The sequence below is a fragment of the Rugamonas rivuli genome (assembly GCF_009380165.1).
GTDB lineage: Bacteria > Pseudomonadota > Gammaproteobacteria > Burkholderiales > Burkholderiaceae_D > Rugamonas > Rugamonas rivuli.
The window spans coordinates 1185480-1208028 of record NZ_WHUF01000001.1; the positions used below are offsets into that span (position 1 = coordinate 1185480).

Here is a 22549-nt window from a genome sequence, read left to right on the forward strand (position 1 = left end):
TAAACAGCTTCTTGCAAAACATATGCAAAAAAAATTGAAAGTAGTCGCAGCAACGTTGGTTCTGCTTAGTTTGTCCGCTTGCGGTTTGTTCTCGGAGAAAATCGACGAGACTAAAGGTTGGAGCGCTACGAAATTATACTCGGAGGCGAGCGAAGAGCTGGAAGGACAGCACTACGAACGCGCAATTCAGTTGTACGAGAAGCTGGAATCGAGCTATCCGTTCGGCACTTACGCCCAGCAGGCGCAGATGCAGATCGCTTACGCCTACTACAAATCGCAGGACCAGGCCCAGGCGCTGGCAGCCGTGGAGCGCTTCATCAAGCTGCACCCGAACCACGCCAACGTCGACTACATGTACTACCTGCGCGGCCTGATCAACTTCAACGACCAGATCGGTTTCCTGAACTTCATCTACGAGCAGGATGCCACCGAACGCGACCCGAAAGCCACGCGCGAAGCTTACGCGGCCTTCAAACAGCTGGTGGACAAATTCCCGAACAGCAAGTATACGCCGGATTCGCTGGATCGTATGCGTTATCTGATCAATGCGATGGCTTCGTATGAAGTGCACGTGGCGCGCTACTACTACCGCCGCGGCGCCTACCTGGCAGCGGCCAACCGCGCCATGGGCATCATGAACGATTACCGCGACTCGCCGGCCATCGAAGAAGCGCTGTTCATCATGATCCGCAGCTACGACAAGCTGGGCATGACCGAGCTGCGCGACGATACCATGCGCGTGTTCAAGCTGAACTACCCTTCCAGCAAGTTCCTGGACGAAGGCAAAAAAGCCGAACGTCACTGGTGGAAACTCTGGAACTAAGCTAAAAAATCAGCAAAAACCGGGACCCAGGTCCCGGTTTTTTATTATTTACCCCGTTTTACGCTTCGACCCGGCGGCGGAAAATCCAGGTCTTGTCGTCCGAGTCTTTCTTGTCGAAGGCATAGCCGTCGACGTTGAACTTCTTCAGCTTCTGCGGATCGGTGATGCCCTTGACGGCGGCGAAACGCGCCATCAGCCCGCGCGCCCGCTTGGCGTAGAACGAAATGATCTTGTATTTGCCGTTTTTCCAGTCCTCGAACTGCGGCGTGATCACCGGCACGTCCAGCAGCTTGGGCTTGACCGACTTGAAGTATTCTTCGGACGCCAGGTTGACCAGCGTTTCGGCGCCCTGCTCGGCCGCCGTCTTGTTCAGCGCCTGGGTGATGGTCTCGCCCCAGAACGCGTACAAGTCCTTGCCGCGCGGGTTGCTCAGGCGGGTGCCCATTTCCAGCCGGTGCGGATGGATCAGGTCCAGCGGCCGCAGCATGCCGTACAGGCCGGACAGGATGCGGATGCGCGATTGCGCATAGTCGAGCTGGGCCGGCTTGAGGCTGCGCGCATCGAGGCCGCCGTAGACGTCGCCGTTGAAGGCCATCACGGCCTGGCGGCCTTCGGCGGTGTCGTGGGTCCACGTGGCATAGCGGGCAACGTTGAGCGCCGACAGGTTGTCGGACAGATCCATCAACTCGCCGATCTGCGCCGGCGAGAATTCGCGCAGACGCTCGATCAGCTGGGCTGAGTGGTCGAGAAAATCGGGTTGGGAGTGCAACTTGGTGGTCGGAGGAGTCTCCAGGTCGAGACTTTTTGCAGGCGAAAGCACTATCAGCATAAGATTCCAGATAAACATAATTACGAACTAAGCACATGATACCTGTTCCAGAGAAACTCACACCGACGCGCATCGTTATCGATACCAACGTCTGCCTCGACCTGTTCGTGTTCAAGGACCCGCGCTGGGCCGCGCTGTTGACGGCGCTGGAAAACGGCACGGTCGAAGCGATCACCCGTTCGGACTGCCGCGACGAGTACAACATCGTGCTGCACTACAAGCACCTGCCGCTGGACGACGACTCACGCCCGCTGGCCGCCGCCCGTTTCGACGAGCTGATCAAGGTGGTCGCCCCGCCCGAGTCCGGCATCCGCCTGCCGGTCTGCACCGACAAGGACGACCAGAAGTTCCTCGAAGTGGCGCGCGACGCCAACGCCGCCATCCTCATCACCAAGGACAAGGCGCTGCTGAAACTGGCCCGCCGCCTGGCCAAGGCCGGCATGTTCAAGGTCATGGTGCCAGAGGCGTGGAGCCCGGAAAGTTAAGGTTTTTTTCACCACACCAAACCCGGCGCGCTGAGCTAGAATAGGCTATCTGTCCACTACACCGCCGCCATGAATAGCCGTAATAATCTGCCGAGCAGCACGCCTTTCACGCCGACTCTGACCAGCCGCCTGCCGGCCGTCGGCACCACCGTGTTCACCCGCATGTCCACGCTGGCCGCGCAAGCGAACGCGGTCAACCTGGGCCAGGGCTTCCCTGACTTTGCCTGCGAGCGCAGCCTGCTGCAAGCCGTCAACGACGCCATGCAGGCCGATTTCAACCAGTACCCGATGATGAGCGGCGCACCGGTGCTGCGCAACGCCATCGCCGCCAAGGTCGCGGCGCTGTACGGCCACCAGTACGACGTCAACGCCGAGATCACCGTCACCGCCGGCGCCACCCAGGCGCTGACCACCGCCATCCTGTGCTGCGTGCATCCGGGTGACGAAGTCATCGTCATCGAGCCGAGCTACGACAGCTACGTGCCGGCGATTACGCTGGCCGGCGGCGTGCCGGTGCTGGTGCAGATGGAAGCCGGCGCCGACGGCTACACCGTGCCATGGTCCAAGGTCGCGGCCGCCGTGAACGGCAAGACCCGCCTGATCGTCATCAACACCCCGCACAACCCGACCGGCAGCGTGCTGCGCGTGGCCGACATGGAAGCGCTGGCCGACATCGTGCGCGGCACGGACGTGCTGATCCTGTCGGACGAAGTCTACGAACACATGGTCTACGACGGCGCCCGCCACGAGTCGGTATGCCGCTATCAGGAACTGGCGGCGCGCGCCTTCGTCGTCTCCAGCTTCGGCAAGACTTACCACGTCACCGGCTGGAAGGTTGGCTATGTCGCCGCGCCGGCCGCGTTGATGGCGGAGTTCCGCAAGGTCCACCAGTACAACGTCTTCACCGTCAACACGCCCATGCAGCATGGCATCGCCAGCTACATGGCCGATCCCAAGCCTTACCTGGAACTGCCGGCCTTCTACCAGCGCAAGCGCGACCTGTTCCGCGAAGGCTTGAAGGGCTCGCGCTTCGAACTGCTGCCGGCCGACGGCACCTACTTCCAGTGCGTGCGCTACGACAAAATTTCAACGCAAACGGAAGCGCAGTTTGCGGAGTGGCTGACCACCGAGATCAAGGTGGCGGCGATACCGGTATCGGCGTTTTACCAGCAAGGCAAGGAATCGGGCATCGTGCGTTTCTGCTTTGCCAAACAAGATGAGACCCTGGCACTCGCACTGGAGCGACTGGGCAAAGTTTAATTCGGGGACGAGAATCATGGCCGATACCAACCAGGCGGACGCCCCGCTCGAAGCGGGCGTCTTCGCCGAACAAGAGCCGCCGCCGTCGGTGCTGCATCTGCTCAACCAGTCGAACCGCCGGCTGGAGCGCCTGCTGCAAAACCTGCGCAACGAACACAACGCCGAAAGCGAATTGCGCGACATCGCGCGCGACGTGATCCATGCGGTCGAGCTCAATCCCGACATCGCGCTGGCCTGCATCTTCCTGTGCCAGATCGCCGGCAGCTACGCCGTGCGCCACTGCATCGAGACGGCGGTGGTGGTGGTGGTGATCGCGCGCAGCCAGAACAAGAATCCGGTGGAAACGCTGACCGTCACGGCGGCCGCGCTGACCATGAACGTCGGCATGCTGCGCCATAACGAAACCTTCCAGAACAAGAACACGCCGCTGAGCAGCGAGGAAATCGCCATCGTGCGCCGCCACCCCGAGGAAAGCGCGGACATGCTCAAGTACGCGGGCATCCAGGATGACGAGTGGATTTCCTGCGTGCTGCTGCACCACGAGAACGATGAAGGCAGCGGCTATCCGGCCGGCGTGGCCAGCCCGGAGGTGACGCTGAACGCCAAGCTGCTGAGCCTGGCGGACAGATATTGCGCGCAGGTGTCGGCGCGCAATTACCGCCGCTCCATCCTGCCGGACCAGGCCTTGCGCAATCTGATCGACGACAAGGTGGCGCCGGTCGATCCCACGCTGGTGCAGTGCTTCCAGCGCGAGCTGGGGGATTTCCCGCCGGGGGCGCTGGTGCGCCTGGCGAATGGGGAGATTGGCGTGGTCAGCCGCCGTCAGGGTGGTGCGGGTGGTTTGCAGGTGCACTGCCTGCGCGATCCTGCGGGCGCCTCGCTGTCGCCTGCCGTGCAACGCAGTACGGCCGATCAGGCATGCGCGATCGCGCAGGTGCTCAGCGAAGACGAGGCTTCGATCCGCTTCAGCATGAAGCAGATCTGGGGCGCGCAGGCCAGCCTGTAGCCCGTTGCCGGCTTAGCGCGACAGCGATTCGATCTTGCGGTCGATGAAGGCTTGCAGCTCCGGCGACAAGCCATTGGCCGCGCGGGCGCGGCGGTAGGCTTCGCGCGCTTCCGGCAGATGCATGTCGGCCTGCAGCGAGATCCCCAGGCCCATCCACCACACGCCGTTCTGCGGCATCAGCCGCAGCGCTTCGCGATAATGATCGGCCGCTTCGGTGTGGCGCTGTTCGCGTTGCAGCACGCCGGCCAGGAAGGCCTGGTACTCGGCGCTGTTGCCGGCATACGGCAGCGTCGTCATCAGCGTTTCCAGCGCGGGACCGCCCTTCTCCAGCTGCAAGCGCGCCAGCACCATCGCCAGGCCGGGCTGGCGCGGATCGATGCCCAGCGCCAGGCGCAGCTGACGCACGGCGTCTTCATTGCGCTTCTGTTCCAGCAGCAGGCTGATGTTGGTCTGGCGCGCGGCTTCGTTGCGCGGATCGATTTCCAGCGCACGGTCGAAGTCCGCCAGGGCGGCGTTGACGCGTCCTTCCTGCAAGGCCACCAGCCCGCGCCGATAGGTATTCTCCGCCATCTGTTTCGGGCTGATGTCGTGCGTGATCGTGCCGGTGTTGCCAACCGCATCGTCGCTGCTGCGCGCGGCGGCCTGGCGAACAGGCTTGCGCTCGGCCGGCGCAGGGACGGCGTGCGGCGCGTCGTGCGATGCCGCGACATGCGGCGTGGCGGCAGGTGCGGCAGGTACGGCGGCAGGCTTGTGTGGGGCCGGCGCGGCGGCTTCCTGCGTTGCCATCGGCTCCGGCGGCATTGCAGCGACCTTGACCGCTGCTGGCTGGCTTGCGGCTGCAGGTGCGGGTGCAACTGGCGCTGGCGGCTTGGCCGCCACCTGCGCAACCGCCGGCAGCGATGCGGCGCGGTGGCTCTGCCAGTACTGCCAGCCGAACCATCCTCCGCCCACCACCACCGCCGCCAGCGCCAGCGAACCGGCGATCACCAGCGGCCGCTTGTCGCGCACCTGTCCACCCACGGCATGCAGCTGCTGCTGGCGCAAAGCGCCATCGCCCGCACCACCGCGCGCATCCAGGTCCTGCAACATTTTATTAATCAAACTCATTTCGTCAACGCCCAAGTCAGGCCGCATGCGGCGATCAGCAAACTCAGGCCGGCCATCAACCACGGCCAGCGCAAGCCGGTGCGCGACTGCACGGTATCGACCGCCGCCATGTCCACGTGGCGGCGCGTCACCTGCTGTTTGCCCTCGCCGTAGCACAGCATCAGCGATTTATTCGCCATGATATTCACCAGCCGCGGTATGCCGCCACTGGCCTTGAACAAGCGGCCGATGGCGCTCCGGCTGAACAAGCGGCTGCCGGCATAACCCGCCACGCGCAGCCTATGGGCCAGATAGTACTCCAAGTCGTCGCGCGTCAGCGGTCCCAGATGGTAATGGAAGGTGATGCGCTGCGCCAGCTGGCGGATCGAATTCGTCTGTAAATGCTGGTTCAGTTCCGGCTGCCCGAACAGCACGATCTGCAGCAGCTTGCGCTTCTCCGTCTCCAGATTGGTCAGCAGGCGCAAGGCTTCCAGGCTTTCCAGTGGAATCGCCTGCGCCTCGTCCAGACACATCACCACCTGCTTGCCTTCGCGCGCCAAGTCCATCAGGCGCAAGGTCAGCGACTTCAGCAGCTGATGCTGGTCCACATCGCGTTGCAGCGGCAACTCCAGTTCATCGGCCAGGGCCAGCATCAGCGTGCGCGGCTCCAGATACGGGTTCGGAATATAGGCCGTGACAAAGCCCGGCCCCAGCGTCGCCATGAACTTGCGGCACAACAGCGTCTTGCCGGTGCCGACTTCGCCGGTGATCTTGATGAAGCCTTCCCCGCTGCGCGCCGCCACCAGCAGCGTGTTGAGCGCCTGCTGCGAATGCGGGCTGGTGAAGAAGAAGCTGGTGTCAGGCGTGATCCCGAAAGGCATCTCGCCCAAGCCAAAGTGGGCCTGGTACATTTACTTGCGTCCTCCGGCAGGGGGCGGCGCCAGTTGCTGGACCCGGCGGCTGGCATCCTCCAGGTCCTGCGCATAGCTGGCCGCGCCATCGACGATGGTAGGCTTGATCAACACCACCAGCTCGCGCTTCTGCGTGCTGCGCTCGGTGTTGCGGAACAAGGCGCCCAGCACCGGCACATCGCCTATGCCCGGCGCCTGGTTGTTGTCGGCCGTGGTGGACTGGCGCATCAAGCCGCCGATGGCGACGATGCGTCCATCCTGGCCGCGCACCATGCTGTCCATTTCCGACGTGCTCGACGCCGCCAGCGGCAGTTGCAGCGAACCGGCGCTGCCCAGGTTGACGATCTTGTTGATGGTCGACACCTGGCTGACCGAAGGATGGACGTGCAGCATGATGTTGCCCTCCTCGTCGATCTGCGGCGTCACATCCAGCACCACGCCGGAGAAGAACGGCTGCAGCGTCACGTTCGGGCTGGTGGTGTTGCCGCTAACGTTGGAGTTGGTGGTGGTGCTGACGCCTGTCACATAAAACTCGTCGGTGCCGATCTTCAGCACGGCCTTCTGGTTGTTCATCGTCGCGATGCGCGGGCTGGACAGCACATGCACCGAGCCCTGCGACTCCAGGAAGGAAATCATGGCGGCGAAATTACTGGTCTGGAAGGCCAGGCCGAACAGCGAGCCGGCGTTGTTGGCGGCGTTCGCCAGCGAGAAGCCGGTGCTGGCCGCAATGCCCGCCGTGCCGCCGCTGACCAGCACGGGAGGCTGGCCGCCGGCCGCCGGCAAAGGCGCCAGGCCGGTGCCGGGCGCGAGGAAGCCGGTCGACATGCGGTTGCTGCCGCCACCGCCGAACGAGGCGAAGCTGGCCCAGTTGATGCCGGTCTGGAAGCCGCTGTTGAGCTGCACCTCAAGAATCTTGGCTTCCAAAATCACCTGGCGCTCCACCGCCAGCCGGGTCGCCTTCAGATACTGCTCGACGCTGCGCAATTGTTCCGGCAGCGCACGCACCACCACCACGCCCGACTGCGGACTGATCACCACGCTGCGGCCATCGCCGACGCCGCCGACCAGGGCCACCAGCGCCTCCTTCAGGTCGGTCCAGAAATCGGTGGAGGAAGAAGTCTTGACGTTGCTGGCGTCTTCCATCGAGTATTGCTGGTTGGCCTGGCCCGGCTGCTGCGGCTGGTTGTTCTGGCCGTTGCTGCCGCTGCCGCTCTGGCCGCCCTGCCCGCCGGACACCACCGTGCCCACCGTGTTGACCGAGGTCGACGACACCCGCACGTTCGAGCTGCCCTTGCGCGTGGCGCTCAGGTAGTTGACCTGGAAGATCCGGGTCTGCATGGTCAGCGGACGGATGTAGACGCGCGTGCCTTCGACCTTGTAGTCGTAGCCGTACAGCTCGCGCACCGCGTCCAGCGCCTCGAACAGCGTCACGTCCTTCAGGTTGGCGGTGACGGTGCCGCTGACGTCCGGATGGATCAGCATGTTGTAACGCGTGCCGGCCGCGATGGAGTTGTAGAACTGCTGCACCGGCACCTGGTTGAACGATACATTGAAGCGCTCTTCCATCACCGCGCGCGCTTTCGGCAGCTCGGCCGCCATGGTGACTGCGGGCGGCGGCAGCAGCGCCGCCTCCACCGCGGCCGAACTGGCGGGCGGCGTGGCGCGGGCCTGCACGGCGGCGTCGTGCACCTGCTGGTCGATGGTGTTGTAGGTATCGCGCGGCACCCGGCTGCTGCATGCGGCCAGCACGGCGGCCGCGCCCAGCAGCGCGACCCGGCGCAGCATCTTGTCCATGAACTTGTTATGTGTCGTCATTTTGTTTTCCCTGTCGGGTCAGCGGCCTCGGCCGGTTTGGGAAACAGGGTCAGGGTTTCCAGATTCTTGCCCCGGCGTAGTAGCACCGAATTGTCGTTGATGCGTTCAAGTATCGCGTCGCCCACCTTGCCGCCGATGCGCACGGTCACGCCGTCGATCACCGCCAGCCGCCGGCCGCCGGGTGCGCGGCCGATCAGGATCGATTGCAGGCGCGGCGCGGACGGCATGCCATCGGCCTCCGCCGCAGCGCTGTCGGGCGCGGCCATCGTGGCCGGAGGACGGGTCGGGTCGGCCAGCTTCTGCGCCAGCGCCGGCAGCGCCAGCGCGGCCAGCATCAACGTGGTCAGGCGGCGTTTCACAGTGCTATCCATTTCTGGTCCAGGCTCAGGGTGTACAGGGTCAGCGTCAGCCGGGCCTGCGGGTATTGTTCGGCATCGAGCGCGGCAGAGCCCCAGAACAGCTGGCTCGGCAGCGCCTCCAGCGCTTCCAGGTAATCGATCATCTCCAGGTAGCTGCCTTGCAGGACCAGTTGCACGCCGTGGCGGTACAGCAGCGGCGTCGGTGCGGCGGCTGGCTGCGGCTTGGCTGCGGGTGCGGCTGTGTTCGAGGTTGCGGCCGGAGCCACCGCCAGGATGGAGGCCGGTGTAGGCGCCGATGGCGCGGCCGGGCGCGCGGCCGGCGGCTCGTTGGCGTCCTGCGCGGCGAAGTGGCCGTCGGTCGTGCCTTGCGGCGGCAGCGTCTTCAGCGACACCAGGCGCAGCTTGCCATGTCCCTGCACCATCTGTTGCAGCAATGCGCCCATGCGCTCCGGCGCCACCAGGCCCTTCTGCGCGCTGCGCAGCTTGCTCCGCAACGCCACGCTGTCGGCCTGCAAGACCTTCAGTTGCTCGCGCACTTCGCGGTCGGGATCGCGGCGCGCGGCCACGTCCAGCTGCTGCAGTTCGGAATCGATGCCGGCGATCTGCACGCGCTGCTGGCGCATGGTGTCGCGCAGCAAACGCTGGCGCGCATAGGCCGGATCCAGCACCAGCTGGAACACCAGGAACGCCAGCACCGCCGCGCCCGCGCCCACCACCATCAGGCGTTCGCGCTGGCTCAGCGCCATCAACCAGGCATCGAGTTTGATCCAATAGGCTTTCATGGCTGCTCCGCCTTGCCCTGCTCGCCGGCCGCCGCCGATTGCAGGCTGAATTCCACATAGCGCGGCGCCGCCGGCGCAGTCTCGGGCGCCGACGCGCCATCCGCCGCCGCTGCCTTGGGCGGCGCTTTCGGCTCCGTCATCTGCAACTGGCCGAAGGTTTTTCCGCGCAATACAGCCTCGCCGGCCAGGCCGTTCAGGTAGCCGGGCAGCAGGCTGGCTTTCAACGCCCGTCCCTGCAGGCCGATGGCCTCGCCGCTGCCCTGGATGGTGACGCCGGTCAGCCACAAGCCGTCGATGCCCCGCCGCGCAAAGGCGCGGAAGTAGGCCGAGTAGCCACGCGTGGCGCCCGGCTCGCCCTGGTCGAGAATGGCGGCCACCTGTTGCAGATTTCGGTACTGCACGCTGGTCTGGTCCAGCTCCTGCTGCAAGGTCTCGCTCTTGCGCGGCGCCACGAAGGTGGCGGTGACGGCGGTCCGACGCGCCTCGCGCGCGGCCAGGTCGGCCTTGACCACGGCGGCCTCGCGCTCCAGCGTCGCCAGTTCGACGTTGGCCAGCACCGACGCCACGACCAGCACCAACACCAGCACGCCCAGTCCCGTCGCCATCGTGCGCGTGGTCGCGTAGTTTTTCTTGCGCTTGAAGCCAGCGTTGAACAGGTTGATCTGTTGGCTCATGCCGTCTCCAGCTCGCGCAAGGCGGCGCCCAGCGTGCGCAGGAAGCCGGCCTGCTGCGCCGGGTCTTGCAGCAGGTCAGCGCCGTTCAGGTCCAGTACGCTGGCCAGGTCCAGCTGCTCCACCGGCAGGTACAGATTGCTTGCCAAATAGGCGCGCAGCGCGCCCTCGCCCACCGGCGCCACCACCATCTTGGCCACCGTGACAAAGGAGAATTGCCGCTCGAAGTGGTCCAGCGACCGTTGCAGTTCCAGCGTGATGCGGTCATGCAGATGCTGCAGGCGCTCGGGATCGGGATCCAGCAACTGGTTCAGCGTGACGTCGATGCGGCGGGCCAGGTAGAGCTCGGTCTGATAGCTGACGGTCAGCAGGCCGCCGTCGGCGTCGAAGGCCAGCAGCGCCAAGCCGCGCCCTTCCGGCTCCAGCAGCGCCGAGATATTCCGTTGCGCCATCTCGCCGATGTCGATGGCGGACAGCGAAATCTTGTTGTCGGCGAACAGGCGCTGGTGCGGCTTCAGCACGCTGTTGCGGGCCGCCACCGCGAACGCCTGGCGGGCGTGGTTCAAGCCGTTGGCCAGCGGCAGCATCGCCATGTCGATGGTCGCTTCCTCCAGCGGAAAATCGATCATGTCCTTGACGCGCCAGCCCAGTGCCGTGCGCATTTCCTCATCCGGCACATTGGGCGCCTCGACCAGCAGCAATTGATAGCCGCCCGCGCCCAGCAAGGTGGTGCAGCGGTAGCGGTTGGCCTGCAATTCCTTGCCCAGGCGCGCCAGGCTGGCGCCGGCCTGGTCGGCCTTGCCGGGGTAGGACGCGGCCAGCAGCACACGCGGCGGGCCGTCGGTGCGGCGCTCGATCGCTGCGGCCTGCACGCCGTCCGCCGTCAGGCCGATGGCCAGCCAGCCATTCTTTTTTTCCGCTTTTCCGAATAAACGCATCCGACTGTCTCAAATGATTAAGCACGGGATTCAATAATCGCCGCACATCCTTGATTATATTCAAGTTTCACTACGCCATTTCTGCAAATTGGCGCCATGCCCTCAGTTTGCCCTGTTAATGCTCAGTTCCCAAATAAAATGAGGCGGATTCAATACACTTCCCTCAAGAAAATCACCGGGCTGCGATACACGCCGAAGGTCACGCGCCCCTGCGTGGTCGGCAGCCAGGTCGGGCCGTTGACGGTGATGGTGGCGCCGCTCTTGCCGGCGCTGCTGCCCGCCTTCAGCGTGGCGGTGGCGGCGCCGCCGCTCATCCTCACCGTCGACAGCGCGCTCGGCGGCGGCGCCGGGCAAGCCACCAGGCAGCTGGCGTACTGGAAGTTGCTGGCCGGCGTCACAAGCGTGGCGCTGTCGCTGGCGTTGTTGCGCCAGGCCAGCACGGTGCTGCCGTTGACCGAGCTCTGGCCGTAGTACTGCGCCCCCAGTTGCAGCGGCACCGGCAGGCTGGACGAGCCGTAGGCATTCGGCACGAACAGGCGGCCGGACACCACCGAAATGCCGGCTTCGACCGCGCCGGCGCGCAGCGAGCTGACGCCATCGTTGGGGTTGCCGGTCTCGGTGGCGCGCACGTACACCAGCGTCGGCGTGACCCAGTTGTTGGCATACGGCGCGGTCGCCACGAACGGCCGCGGCAGCGTGTAGACCGGCGAACCGCCGGCCACGCCGGGCGTGGCCGCGCCGAAGGTGCTGGCGGCGTTAAAGGCGCTGTAGGCAATGCCGTTGGCGCTGAGCACCGCGCCGCTCGGGTTGGCAGGCGGATTGGCGGTCGCGACGCTGCCGGCCGCCGACCAGGCCGACAACGCCACCGCCCGCGCCAGCGCGCCGCGATAGTTGACCGTCGGCTGCTCCTGCACGTTCATCGCGGTGACGGTCAGGTTGAACGGCTGGCCCGAGTACGCCATGCCGACGCTGGCCGGGCAAGTCATGCCGGCCGGATCGCAGGCCATCGGCGGCACAATGATCGCCGTGTTGAAATGGTCGGGCACGAAGCGGCCGACGTTGAGCGTCTCCAGGATCAAGTCGCCCGAGCCGAGATAGTTTTTCGGCGAGGCCAATGGCGTCAGTTCCAGCACGCCGACATCGCCGTAGGAAAAACCGCTGCCGCTGGCGATGCCGCCGCTGAATGCGCCGAAGCTGCCGTTGAAGGCCAGCTGCTGATTGGGGTCGTTCCCGCCCAGCATATCGGCCAGGCGATCGCCGTTCTGGTCGATCGCCGCCAGCGCGGTGATCTGCACCGTGGTCGGCGCGGTCTCCCTGCCGAAGTTCGGCGCCGGTGCGCCGCCATACATCAGCGCCTTGACCGACAGCGTGAACGCGGTGCCGGCAGTCACAAACTTGGGATCGGTAGCCGAAGCCGGCGTCCCGGCGCCGTTCGAAGCCGGCGCCACCAGCAGCAGCTTGTCGGGCCGTTCGACGAAGGGGCTGCTGGTGCCCAGGCGGCCGGTGTTGTCGCTGACCAGGAATTCAACCCGCCCGACGTCGGCATAGCGGAAGTTGTAGACGTCGGCCGTGGTCGCCTTGCCCCCGGTGAACACCACGTCGTTGAGTCCGGTCCAGGTGGCGGACGTCTGCGCCGGCAGCGCGCCGGACCTGGCGCACAGCGGCAGCGTCACGGCGCTGCCGCCGACCTTGGTGAAGCTGGCGTTGACGCCCGCATCCTGGATCGGGTCGTAGCACGACAGCGCATACTTGACCTTGAGCGTGCTGTCCGTATTCGAAAGCGCGGTCGGCACGCCCAGCACGACGAAGGTCAGGGACACCGGAATATCCTTGTTGGCCGTGTTTTTCTGCGCGTTGAAATTGAACAGCTTGCAGGGCTGGCCCGGATCGCCGAACGGCAAGCCGTTCACGCACTGGGGGGACAGCGGATCGGTGAACACAAAGCTCGGCGTGATGGCCGCCGCCCCCACCTGCGAGCTGACGGTCGAGGTGTCGTTGCCGTCGTAGTAATCGAACAGCTGGCCGCTGACGGTGGCGCTGTTGGTGACCAGCCCACTGGCGGCGGCGGCCGTCGTCACCCGCAGCGTGATCGGCGGCAGCGTCGCGCCCGAGGCCATCGTGCCGCTGTAGCTGCAGGTCAGCCTTTGCCCGGCCATGCCGCAGCTCCAGCCGGTGCCGGTGGCGCTGACGAAGATCAGCGACGACGGCAGCGTATCGACCACCGTGGTCGGCCCGCCCTCGGCCAGCGGGCCGTTGTTGCTGACGCTGATGATGTAGTTGCTGATCTGCGAAGGCTGCAGCGGCGTCTGCAAGGTCATCGATATCGCGCGGTCGGCCGCCGGCACATTCGGCGCGGCGATCACCTCGGCGTTCATCAGCACCAGATCCTGGCCGGACTGGTAATCGCTGCGCGCCGAGGTCTGGCCGGCCTTGATGGTCGGCGACGACACCGTGTAGGCATCGAAGTCGATGCCGTAGGAGAAGCTGTCGTTGTTGATGTTGGAGATGGAGTTGAACTGGTTGCCGGACGGGTTGAGCGCATCGGTCATCTCGACGCTGTTGTACATCAGGATCTCGCCGCCGCCCGACAGCGTGCTGTCGCCCTCCCACGTGATGTGGCCGATCTTGCCGGTCAGGCTGCCGATCGGCGTCGGCGTCTTGAAGTTGGCCAGCGTCAGCGCCACGCTGGAATTGCGGATGTACTGGAAGCCCTCGTAGACGTTGAGCACCCGGAACGTCTCGCTCGGATGCGAGTACACCACCAGCAGCTGGAAGCCGCCCAGCACGCCCTCGACCGCGCAATACGGACTGCCGTTGTTGATGACCAGCCCGCCGACGGTGTAGTTGGCGTTGCCCTTGGCCACCACCTGCGAGGTCACGTCCACCGCGCCGGCGAAGAAATCGTAGCCGACCGTGGCCGAGGTGTAGCTGCGGTTGCTGGGCGCCGTCACGGTGACGCCGTCGAACACCACGCTGTAGTCCGGCGTCGAACTGGAGCCAGCCCAGTACAGCTGCGCGTTGAGGATGGTGGCGCCGGCCGGCACGCCGGTCAGCGCCATGGTCATGGTGCCGGTGTTGATGGTGCACGGATTGCTGGCGTTGGCCTGGGTACGCATGGTCTTCTGCGTACCGGTGAAGCTGACGTTGCCGGCAAAGCTCTTGAACAGCGTGATCGGCGAATCGGCGCGCGACCAGCCGGCGGCCAGGCTGCACAGCAGCGCCAGCAGGCAGGCCAGCCAGCGCGCGATTGTATTCGGGACGGGGTTGAGGGCGAGGTTGGTTGGTCGCATCGTCGCCTCCTCAGAACTGCACCGTGACCGTGCGCTGCACATAGTCGGCGCTGGTGGTGACGGCGTTGGGACAGACGCCGGCGGCCGGCACGTTGCAGGCGACGGCCGTCACCGTGATCCGGTTCATGCTCGCGCCCATGCCGGGCGTCGGCACGACGGCGCACTGCACGGTGACGGTGAAGGCCGACAGCGTCCCGCCCGGCACGAAGCTGCGGCTGGCAACGCAGCTGCCGTTGATCTGCTGCTGGTACAGGCCGTACTCGACGCCGGCGCGGGCCGCCTCGTAGGCGCGCGCGCCCAGCAGGTCCAGCGCCGAGCTGCTCTGCTGCGAGCGCGACAGCGACATCGCCGCCACCGCCAGCGCCGACAGCACCACCACCAGGAACACCGCGGTGACGATGGAGAAGCCGGCGGCGCGGCGCGGCAATGTGCGCAGGGTTTTCATGGCGTGTTGTCCACGTGGACCTGGCGCACCAGGCTGATGCTTTCGCCATTGTTGCGCGTCAGCATCAGCGACACGCCGACCAGGGCGGTGTTGGTATTGGCCAGCACCACGTAATCGAAACCGCAGCCGGACACCAGGCCGGCCAGCGTCGCAGGCGTGCCGAACGGCGGCGCTCCCAGCCCGTTCAGGCCGAAGATCTGGGTGCTGAAGCTGCGGATCAGCGTGCCGCCGCCACCGGCCACCGGCGCGCAGACGTAAGTGACGGTGCCGGAGACCACCTGGAAGCGGTTGGTCGGCGACTGCATCGACGGCGCCTGCGCGGCGAACGGGTTGTTGGCCAGCGTGATGCGGGTGCCGTTGACCGCCGTGACGCGCGCGATGTTGCCGAAGCTGCGGGCGTCGGCCGGCGCCACGCCGATGTTGAACACGGCGATCCAGTCGTTCACCAGGATGGCCTGGCGGCCGGTGGGCGCGGCGCCGGCGATGTCGAATTGCAGGCTGGCGGTGGGGCTGAAGTCCAGCGGCAGCAGCGCGGGCGGCGGCGAATCGCCGATGTCGACGTAGCGGCCGCCGGTCTTGGTCAGCTGGAATTGCAGAGTGCGGCGGTCGGCCGAGACCAGGATGCTGTTGGGCAGCGCCAGCCGCAGCTCGCGGGTGATGCGGCGCAGCGCCAGGTCGGCCACGTCGGTCATGTCGCCGCGCGCGGCGGTGTCGACGTAGTTCTGCACCGGGGTCTTCAGGAACACCGCCACCATGCCGGCCAGGATGCCGGTGACGACGATGACGATGACCGCCTCGACCAGCGTGAAGCCTTGTGGGCGTTGGGGCGCTTTCATAGCGACCTCGGCGCGTAACGGGTGCGGTAGCCGTCCAGCACGACGTCGTCGCCACCGTTGTAACTGACCCGGACGGTGATGCGCAGCACGTTCATGCCGGCCGCCGTAGCGTCGCCCACGATCAGTGCGCCCGCCGGGCCGAAGGCCGGGTCCGGGTTGATCGACACCGTGGCTGTATATCCGGCCGGGAAGGCATTGCCGGCGGCATCGGTGCTATAGATGACGGCGGCGCCAGCACCATTGCCGAAAGCGGTCACATAGTCATTGACATTGTCGTAGGGCCGGTTGGGGTTGCCGCCCGCGTCCGCGGGGCCGACCGTCTCCGGGGTGTTGCAGCCTGCCGTAGCCGTGACGCTGGGGTCTTCGGCCATCGGGTCATTACCGTCGCAAAACGTGAAGTGGGCCAGGCGGACCTCTTCCATCATGCTCTCGGCGATGGCCAGCGCCTGCTTGCGGCGCATCGGGTCGGGACTGGTGCGCGCGCCTATGCCCAGCACCTGCAGCACGCTGACCACGGCGATACCGACGATGACGATGAACATCACCAGCTCCACCATGCTCAGGCCGGCGGCTTTGCGATGGGCGGGCTTAGAAGACATAGCCTGTCACCGCCGTCACGGTCACGTTGTGGGTGGCGCCGTCGCCGCTGACGGCCAGCGTCTGCGTGGCGAAGGTCGAAACGACGCTGCCCACCGGGTCGGCCAGCGCAAATGGCTGGCCGTTCGGATCGAAATAAAAGCTGGGGACGGCGGACAGGGCCAGGCCGTTGGGCACGCCTTCGCATGCCCACGGGGCGGCGCCGCAGTTGGTGACGGTCGACGCCGTGCCGCTGTTGGCGCCGCCGGGCGGCGCCACGCGGCTGTTGCAGCCGGCGTCGTAGCACAGCGCGACGCTGCTGCCGTTGAGCCGCACAAACACATAGCGCCCCTGGGCGATGGCCGCTTTCTGGCCGTAGCGTATCTGCGCCTTCAGCTGGTCGGTAAAGGAAGCCGCGTCGAAACCTTTGGTGTCGAAGAAGCGCGGCGCCGCAATGGCGCCGAGTATGCCCAGCACAACGATCATGACAACCAGCTCGACAAAGGTGAAGCCGCCCGGCCCCGGGGACCGGGTGCGGCGCCGCGGCGCCGTTCCCTTCACGCCCATCTCCGGCCGGTCATGAACGCTGGATCAGCAGCCGGAGCTGTCAACCGTCGCGGTAGGGCCGGCGGCGGTGGCCGCGTAGGTGACGGTGCAAGTGGCGTGGCCCGTATCGCTGCGATAGACGCCGGTGGCGACGTTAGTCAGGTCGAAGTCGGTAAAGTTCAGGGCAAACTGCATGCCCGCGAGTGTCGGGTAGCCGGTCGCGTTGTCGACGATCACCGTGCCATCGAAGGTCGTGGTCGCAACGGGGGTGATGCCAGGCGAACCCGCCGCCAGCCAGCGGCCATGGTACATATTGGCGGCGCTCAGAATGGCCGCGCGTGCCGAGTTGAGCTTGGCGACGCGCGCATCGGCGCCCAGGCCGGCAAAACGCGGCAGCGCGGTGGCGGCCAGGATGCCCAGGATGACGATCACGACGATCAGCTCGATCAGCGTGAAACCGCCTTGCTGGGAACGCGATTTGAACGAACTTGCTTGTTTGGTTTGCATATGACTCTCCAGACCTGACTAAAAAAGATCATTAACGCCAAGCTGCGGCGGAGTGCGGCAGCGGCTGCTACTGAGTGACTTCATTTAGCGCGATACCGGCATTTCCCGGCTGGCGCTCTGCGTTGGCGTTTTTCGAGGGCAAGCGCAGTGATTCTACCTTGAAATAAATATTCTTTGAGGCACTATTTAACAAATCTTCTTGCGCGCCCCTCACGAATACCAGTTTGTGTTGCACCAGATCAAAATACCAGTTGCCAGCTTTAACACTCTTTGCCGCTTCCGGCGCCAGTTCGCCGGCATAATTGTCCGGCGCCCGCTCCAGCCAGGTGACGGGATTGGCCCCGGCCAGCGCGCCGATTTCCCCCTCCCTGCCCTGCGCCTGCAAGGCCATCACCTTGCCGGACAAGGCGCTGCGCATATTGATCAGCAAAGCCTGCACGCCCGCCTCGTCGCCGGCGCGGCGGTAATATGCCACCCGTTCCAGCGCCACCATCATCAGCAGGCCGAAAATGCTGGCCACCACGGCGAACTCGAACAGCGTGAAACCGCGCACCCGCCGTCGTTGCGGCCACACAACACCAGCAGGACGCAAGCCGCCCATCAGTGCGGCAACGCCACTTTGCCCAGATCCCAGATCGGCACAAAGATGCCCAGCGCCAGCACCAGCACCAGCAGGCCGAGGAAGGTGATCAGGATGGGCTCGATCTGCGCGGCCAGCGTCTTCAGTTCGTAATCCACCTCGCGCTCGTACATCTGGGCGATTTCGTCCATCAGTTCGTCCAGCGAGCCGGATTCCTCGCCCACCGCCACCATCTGCAGCACCACCGGCGTGAACACATTGGCCGCGATCGAGGTGCGCAGGATGCTGTCGCCGCGCTCGACGCCGTCGCGCATCTGCTCCACCCGCGAGCACAAGTAGGCGTTGTCCACCGTCTGCGACACCACCGTCAGCGCCTGCACGATGGGCACGCCGCTGCGGCTCGACAGCGAGAAGCTGCGGGCGAAACGCGCCATCGTGGCCTTGTGGATGATCTTGCCGGCGATGGGGAACTTGAGCTTGTAGCGGTCCCATTTGTAGCGCCCGGCGCTGGTATTGATCCAGTAGCGGAAGCCGAAGAAGCCCGCGGCCGCGCCCACCAGCAGCTGCGGCCAGTACACCACCATGAAATGCGAGGTGGCGATCAGGATGCGCGTCATCAGCGGCAGCGTGGCGTGGAAGCTCTCGAACACCTTGACGAACTGCGGGATGACGAAGATGTTGACGATCACCATGGCGATGATCATCGCCACCACCACGAAGATCGGGTAGCGGGTCGCGCTCTTGACGCGGGCGCGCATCTCGCGGTCGAACTCCAGGTGGTCGAACAATCGCAGGAACACTTCCTCCAGCCGCCCGGTCATCTCGCCCACCCGCACCATCGACAGGTAGAAATCGTTGAACACTGTGGGATGGCGCCGCATCGCCGCCGACAGTTCGCGGCCGGCGTCGAGCGATTCGCGCAAGTCCTTGATGACCTTGCCGAACGACTTGCTGATCGCCGATTCCTGCAGGCCGGCCAGCCCGCGCATGATGGGCACGCCCGACTTGAGCAAGGTGTAGAGCTGGCGGCTGAACAATTGCACATCCATCGACGTCACCTTCTTCTCGAACAGCTTGGTCCACCAGGCCTCGCCGCTGGCGCTGCCGGTGGCGGCCTTGCGGGTCAGCGCGATCTCCACCGGCGTGGCGCCGCTGCCCAGCAGATGGTCGGCCACGGCGCCGCTGTCGGCCGCCTCCAGCACGCCCTGCATCAACTCTCCGCGCGCGCTGCGCGCCTTGTAGGCATAGAACGGCACGTCAATCCTCGGTCTGGTTGCTGATGCGCATGGCCTCGGCCACCGTGGTACGCCCCTGTATCACCAGCGCCACCGCATGGCGGCGCAGGGTTTCGCCGGCCATCTGCGTCGCCGCCACCCGCAGGAAATGCGAGGGATCGGGATCGTTGGCCGCATCGACCACTTCGCGCGTCATTTCCAGCAGCTCGTACACGCCGGTACGGCCGCGATACCCCATGCCATTGCAATGCGAACAACCCTTGCCGTGGAAATAGCGCGCCATGCCCACCTTGTCGTGCAACTCCATGCGCAGCCACTCGTGTTCGGTCGGCGTCAGCTCGTACGGCGTGGTGCAGCTTTCGCAGATCACCCGCACCAGGCGCTGCGCCAGCACGGCTTGCAGCGAACTACCGACCATGTAGCGCGGTACGCCCATGTCCATCAGCCGCAGCGGCGTGCTGGCCGCATCGTTGGTGTGCAGGGTCGATAGTACCAAGTGTCCGGTCATGGCGGCGCGCAAACCGATCTGTGCCGTTTCCTGGTCGCGCATCTCGCCCACCAGCACGATGTCCGGGTCTTGCCGCAGCGCCGAACGCAGCACGCGCGCGAAGTTCAGCTCGATCTTGTCGTTGACCTGCACCTGGTTGATGCCGGGCAGCCGGTATTCGACCGGGTCTTCCACGGTGATCAGCTTTTTCTCCACCGAATTCAGCTCGGCCAGCGCGCAGTACAGCGTGGTGGTCTTGCCGCTGCCGGTCGGCCCCGTCACCAGCACCAGGCCGTTGGGGCGCTGGACGATGGCGCGGAATTTCTCCAGCAAGCCTTTCGGCATGCCGATCGCGTCCAGCCGCAGCTGGGTGTTGCTCTGGCTGAGCAGACGCATCACCACCGATTCGCCGTACTGGGTCGGCATGGTCGAGATACGCACGTCGATGCGCTGGTTCTTCACGCGCACGGCGAAGCGGCCGTCCTGCGGCAAGCGTTTTTCCGAGATGTCGAGGTCGGACATCAGCTTCAGGCGCAGCGCCAGCGAGGGCGCGATCTTGATGTCGGCCTCGGTTTGCAGGTGCAGCACGCCGTCGATGCGGAAGCGGATCTGCAGCCGGCCTTCCTGCGGCTCGATGTGGATGTCGGACGCGCGCACCTGGGTGGCGTCGTCGAACACCGATTGCAGCAGCTTGACGATGGGCGCCTCTTCCAGGTTGGAATTGGCGGCCGCCAGCGCGCCGAAGTCGACCGAGACATCGCCCAGGTCCTGCTCCAGCTCGCGCGCCAGGTCGGAGATATCCTCGGTGCGGCGGTAGATGCGGTCGATCACGCCCAGCACTTCGGTCTCGTTGACCACGGCCAGCTCGATCGGCTGCTTGACGATGCGCTGGATCTCGTCGTACGCGAACAGGTCGGTCGGGTCGGACATGCCGACCAGCAGCGCGCCGCGCCGGTCTTCCAGCACCAGCGCGCGGAAGCGGCGGGCCTGGGTTTCCGGCAGCAGCCGCACGATCTCGGGATTGACGTTGAAGAACTTCAGATTCAGGTACGGGATGTTGAGCTGCCGCGCCAGCGCGCCGGCGATCTGTTCCTCGGTAACATAGCCGTTCTCGATGAACACCCGGCCCAGCTTGCGTCCGCTGCGCTTTTGCTCGGCCAGCGCCAGGCCCAGCTGTTCCTCGGTCAGCAGCTTTTGCTGCACCAAAATTTCCCCAAGCCGCACTTTCTCTGGCCTTGCCATGCCCCGCTCCTTGTGATCTGTGCCATCTGTTGGCTTGCGGCCATTCTAGTGCAGAAAGCGGCGCCAGCGAGACTAGTCTTGCTCCGTGCGCCACAGGGTGTCGCTTTCTTCGCACGAATGCGCTACAGTGTCGTTCGTTTCCCAGCCCCACAGAACCGCCACCTTCCATGACCGCCCCTGCCCTGCGCTTCCAGCAAGTCGTCAAACGCTATGGCCAGGCCAGCGTCTTGCAGGGCGTGGATCTGGAGCTGCAAGCGGGCGAATGCTTCGGCCTGGTGGGCGTCAACGGCGCCGGCAAGACCAGCCTGATCAAATGCCTGCTGGATTTCTGCGCCCTCGACGGCGGCAGCATCGACATCTTCGGCCAGCCGCACGGCCGCCCCGCCAGCCGCCAGCCGCTGGGCTTCCTGCCCGAACGCTTCACCCCGCCCTACTACCTGACCGGCGCCGACTTCATCCGCTATTTGCTGAGTTTGCAAGGCCTGGCCTACGATCCGGCCGCCGTGGCCGTCATGCTGGAGGCCTTGGACCTGGACCCTGGCGCGCTGCGCCGCACCGTGCGCGACTATTCGAAAGGCATGACGCAGAAGCTGGGCCTGGCCGCCTGCCTGCTGGCGCGCAAGCCGCTGTACGTGCTGGACGAGCCGATGAGCGGACTGGACCCGAAGGCGCGCGCGCTGCTGAAACAACAGCTGCGGCAGCTGCACGCCGGCGGCAGCACCGTATTCTTGACCTCGCACATGCTGGCCGACGTCGACGAGCTGTGCGACCGCATGGCCATCCTGCATGAAGGCCGCATCCGCTTTACCGGCTCGCCGGCCGAATGCCGCCGCCATTACGGCGTCGACAGCCTGGAGCAAGCCTTCCTGGCTTGCATCGCGTGAGCAGCATGTACCAATCCCACTTCGGCCTGCGCGAATCGCCGTTCGGCATCACCCCGAACCCGGCCTTTTTCTACGCGGGCAACACCCGCGGCGAAATCCTGCAAGCCTTGCTGTATGCGGTCTGCCACGGCGAAGGCATCATCAAGGTCACGGGCGAAGTCGGCGCCGGCAAGACCATGTTGTGCCGCATGCTGGAGAGCCAGCTGCCGCCGCACATCGACGTCATCTACCTGGTCAACCCCAACCTGAACCCGCAGGAAGTGCAGTACGCCATCGCCGCCGAGCTGGGCATGGACGGCCACGGCCTGCGCATCGACGAGATCCAGCGCCGCCTGCAAGCCGACCTGATCGCCCGCCACAGCCAGGGCCGCCAGGTGGTGCTGCTGGTCGAGGAAGCCCAGGCCATGCCGCTCGACACGCTGGAAGCGATACGCCTGCTGACCAACCTGGAAACCGCGCACAGCAAGCTGCTGCAGATCGTGCTGTTCGGCCAGCCGGAGCTGGACCAGCACCTGGCGCTGGCCAGCATGCGCCAGCTGAAGGAGCGCATCACCCACAGCTTCGAGGTGCCGGCGCTGGCCCCGGCGCTGATCGACGAATTCCTCGAATGCCGGCTGCGCGCGGCCGGCCACGACGGTTCGCCGCTGTTCAGTCCGGCCGCCGCCAGGCTGATCGCCGAGCGTTCCGAGGGCATCGTCCGCCGCATCAACATCCTGGCCGACAAGGCCCTGCTGGCCGCCTTCGCGGCCGACGCCAGCACCGTCGGCGTGCGCCACGCGCGCCAGGCGATACGCGAATCGGCCTTCCGCCGCCGCCGGCTGCGGCAAATCTTCCCTTTGCGCGCTGTTGCTATAGGGGCCTTGGCGGTCCTGCTAATTTGGGCTATTTGGGGGGCTATCCTTGCGGTGGCACCGAATTTGTAAGATCATGGTGTCTATATTGCAAATGCACAACAT

23 protein-coding genes are annotated in these 22549 nt (G+C 65.5%); 6 read left to right on the forward strand and 17 right to left on the reverse strand.

From position 1 onward, the window contains the following. Nucleotides 1-22 precede the first annotated feature (22 nt). Nucleotides 23-823 carry an outer membrane protein assembly factor BamD gene (locus GEV01_RS05030; RefSeq protein ID WP_008447853.1) on the forward strand — a complete coding sequence of 267 codons (801 nt, stop codon included), beginning with the start codon at nucleotides 23-25 and terminating at the stop codon, nucleotides 821-823. Between the two features lie 58 nt (nucleotides 824-881). Here the strand turns inward: GEV01_RS05030 and yaaA are convergent, their stop codons facing one another. After that, nucleotides 882-1652 (reverse strand): peroxide stress protein YaaA, encoded by a 771-nt coding sequence (gene yaaA, locus GEV01_RS05035; RefSeq protein ID WP_152802177.1) that lies wholly within the window; start codon nucleotides 1650-1652, stop codon nucleotides 882-884. A 35-nt stretch (nucleotides 1653-1687) separates the two neighbouring features. Between yaaA and GEV01_RS05040 the strand changes: the two genes are divergently transcribed. The 3 genes from GEV01_RS05040 to GEV01_RS05050 all read left to right on the forward strand — a co-directional run bounded on the left by GEV01_RS05040 (nucleotide 1688) and on the right by GEV01_RS05050 (nucleotide 4403). After that, nucleotides 1688-2137, forward strand: coding sequence for a putative toxin-antitoxin system toxin component, PIN family (locus GEV01_RS05040; protein WP_152802179.1), 450 nt, complete (start codon nucleotides 1688-1690; stop codon nucleotides 2135-2137). 69 nt (nucleotides 2138-2206) lie between these two features. Then, complete coding sequence (locus GEV01_RS05045; RefSeq protein ID WP_152802181.1) at nucleotides 2207-3397, forward strand: pyridoxal phosphate-dependent aminotransferase; 1191 nt, start codon at nucleotides 2207-2209, stop codon at nucleotides 3395-3397. 16 nt (nucleotides 3398-3413) lie between these two features. Continuing rightward, nucleotides 3414-4403, forward strand: coding sequence for an HD-GYP domain-containing protein (locus GEV01_RS05050; protein ID WP_152802183.1), 990 nt, complete (start codon nucleotides 3414-3416; stop codon nucleotides 4401-4403). 12 nt (nucleotides 4404-4415) lie between these two features. Here the strand turns inward: GEV01_RS05050 and GEV01_RS05055 are convergent, their stop codons facing one another. From GEV01_RS05055 to GEV01_RS05130, 16 genes are all read right to left on the reverse strand, one after another. Next, nucleotides 4416-5492 (reverse strand): tetratricopeptide repeat protein, encoded by a 1077-nt coding sequence (locus GEV01_RS05055; RefSeq protein WP_235914222.1) that lies wholly within the window; start codon nucleotides 5490-5492, stop codon nucleotides 4416-4418. Between the two features lie 14 nt (nucleotides 5493-5506). Then, nucleotides 5507-6400 (reverse strand): ExeA family protein, encoded by an 894-nt coding sequence (locus tag GEV01_RS05060; RefSeq protein ID WP_152802187.1) that lies wholly within the window; start codon nucleotides 6398-6400, stop codon nucleotides 5507-5509. Further along, nucleotides 6401-8215, reverse strand: a complete 1815-nt coding sequence (gene mshL / locus GEV01_RS05065; protein ID WP_152802189.1) for a pilus (MSHA type) biogenesis protein MshL — start codon at nucleotides 8213-8215, stop codon at nucleotides 6401-6403. Then, the gene (locus tag GEV01_RS05070) at nucleotides 8212-8586 is read right to left on the reverse strand and encodes a hypothetical protein (protein WP_008447845.1); all 375 of its coding nucleotides are present in this window, start codon (nucleotides 8584-8586) and stop codon (nucleotides 8212-8214) included. Before GEV01_RS05070 ends, mshL begins: the two co-directional genes overlap by 4 nt. Next, complete coding sequence (gene gspM, locus GEV01_RS05075; RefSeq protein WP_152802191.1) at nucleotides 8571-9356, reverse strand: type II secretion system protein GspM; 786 nt, start codon at nucleotides 9354-9356, stop codon at nucleotides 8571-8573. The genes GEV01_RS05070 and gspM overlap by 16 nt, the downstream gene beginning before the upstream one ends. After that, the gene (locus tag GEV01_RS05080) at nucleotides 9353-10030 is read right to left on the reverse strand and encodes an MSHA biogenesis protein MshI (RefSeq protein WP_152802193.1); all 678 of its coding nucleotides are present in this window, start codon (nucleotides 10028-10030) and stop codon (nucleotides 9353-9355) included. The genes gspM and GEV01_RS05080 overlap by 4 nt, the downstream gene beginning before the upstream one ends. Beyond that, nucleotides 10027-10965: a type IV pilus biogenesis protein PilM gene (locus GEV01_RS05085; RefSeq protein WP_152802195.1), complete on the reverse strand. Its 939-nt coding sequence runs from the start codon at nucleotides 10963-10965 to the stop codon at nucleotides 10027-10029. The genes GEV01_RS05080 and GEV01_RS05085 overlap by 4 nt, the downstream gene beginning before the upstream one ends. Before the next feature lie 149 nt (nucleotides 10966-11114). After that, nucleotides 11115-14255, reverse strand: a complete 3141-nt coding sequence (locus tag GEV01_RS05090) for a DUF6701 domain-containing protein (protein ID WP_152802197.1) — start codon at nucleotides 14253-14255, stop codon at nucleotides 11115-11117. Between the two features lie 10 nt (nucleotides 14256-14265). Next, a complete protein-coding gene (locus tag GEV01_RS05095) occupies nucleotides 14266-14700 on the reverse strand; it encodes an agglutinin biogenesis protein MshP (RefSeq protein WP_152802199.1) in 435 nt (144 codons plus the stop codon). Beyond that, on the reverse strand, nucleotides 14697-15536 hold the full coding sequence (locus GEV01_RS05100) for a PulJ/GspJ family protein (protein WP_152802201.1): 840 nt from the start codon (nucleotides 15534-15536) through the stop codon (nucleotides 14697-14699). Before GEV01_RS05100 ends, GEV01_RS05095 begins: the two co-directional genes overlap by 4 nt. After that, nucleotides 15533-16135: a type IV pilus modification PilV family protein gene (locus tag GEV01_RS05105; protein WP_152802203.1), complete on the reverse strand. Its 603-nt coding sequence runs from the start codon at nucleotides 16133-16135 to the stop codon at nucleotides 15533-15535. The genes GEV01_RS05100 and GEV01_RS05105 overlap by 4 nt, the downstream gene beginning before the upstream one ends. After that, a complete protein-coding gene (locus GEV01_RS05110) occupies nucleotides 16125-16598 on the reverse strand; it encodes an MSHA biogenesis protein MshC (RefSeq protein ID WP_152802348.1) in 474 nt (157 codons plus the stop codon). Before GEV01_RS05110 ends, GEV01_RS05105 begins: the two co-directional genes overlap by 11 nt. Nucleotides 16599-16703: 105 nt before the next feature. Beyond that, a complete protein-coding gene (locus tag GEV01_RS31300; protein WP_152802205.1) occupies nucleotides 16704-17165 on the reverse strand; it encodes a type II secretion system protein in 462 nt (153 codons plus the stop codon). Nucleotides 17166-17232: 67 nt separating this feature from the next. Next, nucleotides 17233-17766 (reverse strand): type II secretion system protein, encoded by a 534-nt coding sequence (locus tag GEV01_RS05120; protein ID WP_152802207.1) that lies wholly within the window; start codon nucleotides 17764-17766, stop codon nucleotides 17233-17235. Then, nucleotides 17766-19001: a type II secretion system F family protein gene (locus GEV01_RS05125; protein ID WP_328595441.1), complete on the reverse strand. Its 1236-nt coding sequence runs from the start codon at nucleotides 18999-19001 to the stop codon at nucleotides 17766-17768. The genes GEV01_RS05120 and GEV01_RS05125 overlap by 1 nt, the downstream gene beginning before the upstream one ends. 1 nt (nucleotide 19002) lies before the next feature. Beyond that, nucleotides 19003-20709: a GspE/PulE family protein gene (locus GEV01_RS05130; RefSeq protein WP_152802209.1), complete on the reverse strand. Its 1707-nt coding sequence runs from the start codon at nucleotides 20707-20709 to the stop codon at nucleotides 19003-19005. 167 nt (nucleotides 20710-20876) lie between these two features. On the opposite strand from GEV01_RS05130, the gene GEV01_RS05135 reads away from it, so the two are divergent. After that, complete coding sequence (locus GEV01_RS05135; protein WP_152802211.1) at nucleotides 20877-21593, forward strand: ABC transporter ATP-binding protein; 717 nt, start codon at nucleotides 20877-20879, stop codon at nucleotides 21591-21593. Between the two features lie 5 nt (nucleotides 21594-21598). Continuing rightward, complete coding sequence (locus GEV01_RS05140; RefSeq protein ID WP_152802212.1) at nucleotides 21599-22516, forward strand: ExeA family protein; 918 nt, start codon at nucleotides 21599-21601, stop codon at nucleotides 22514-22516. Nucleotides 22517-22549 lie beyond the last annotated feature (33 nt).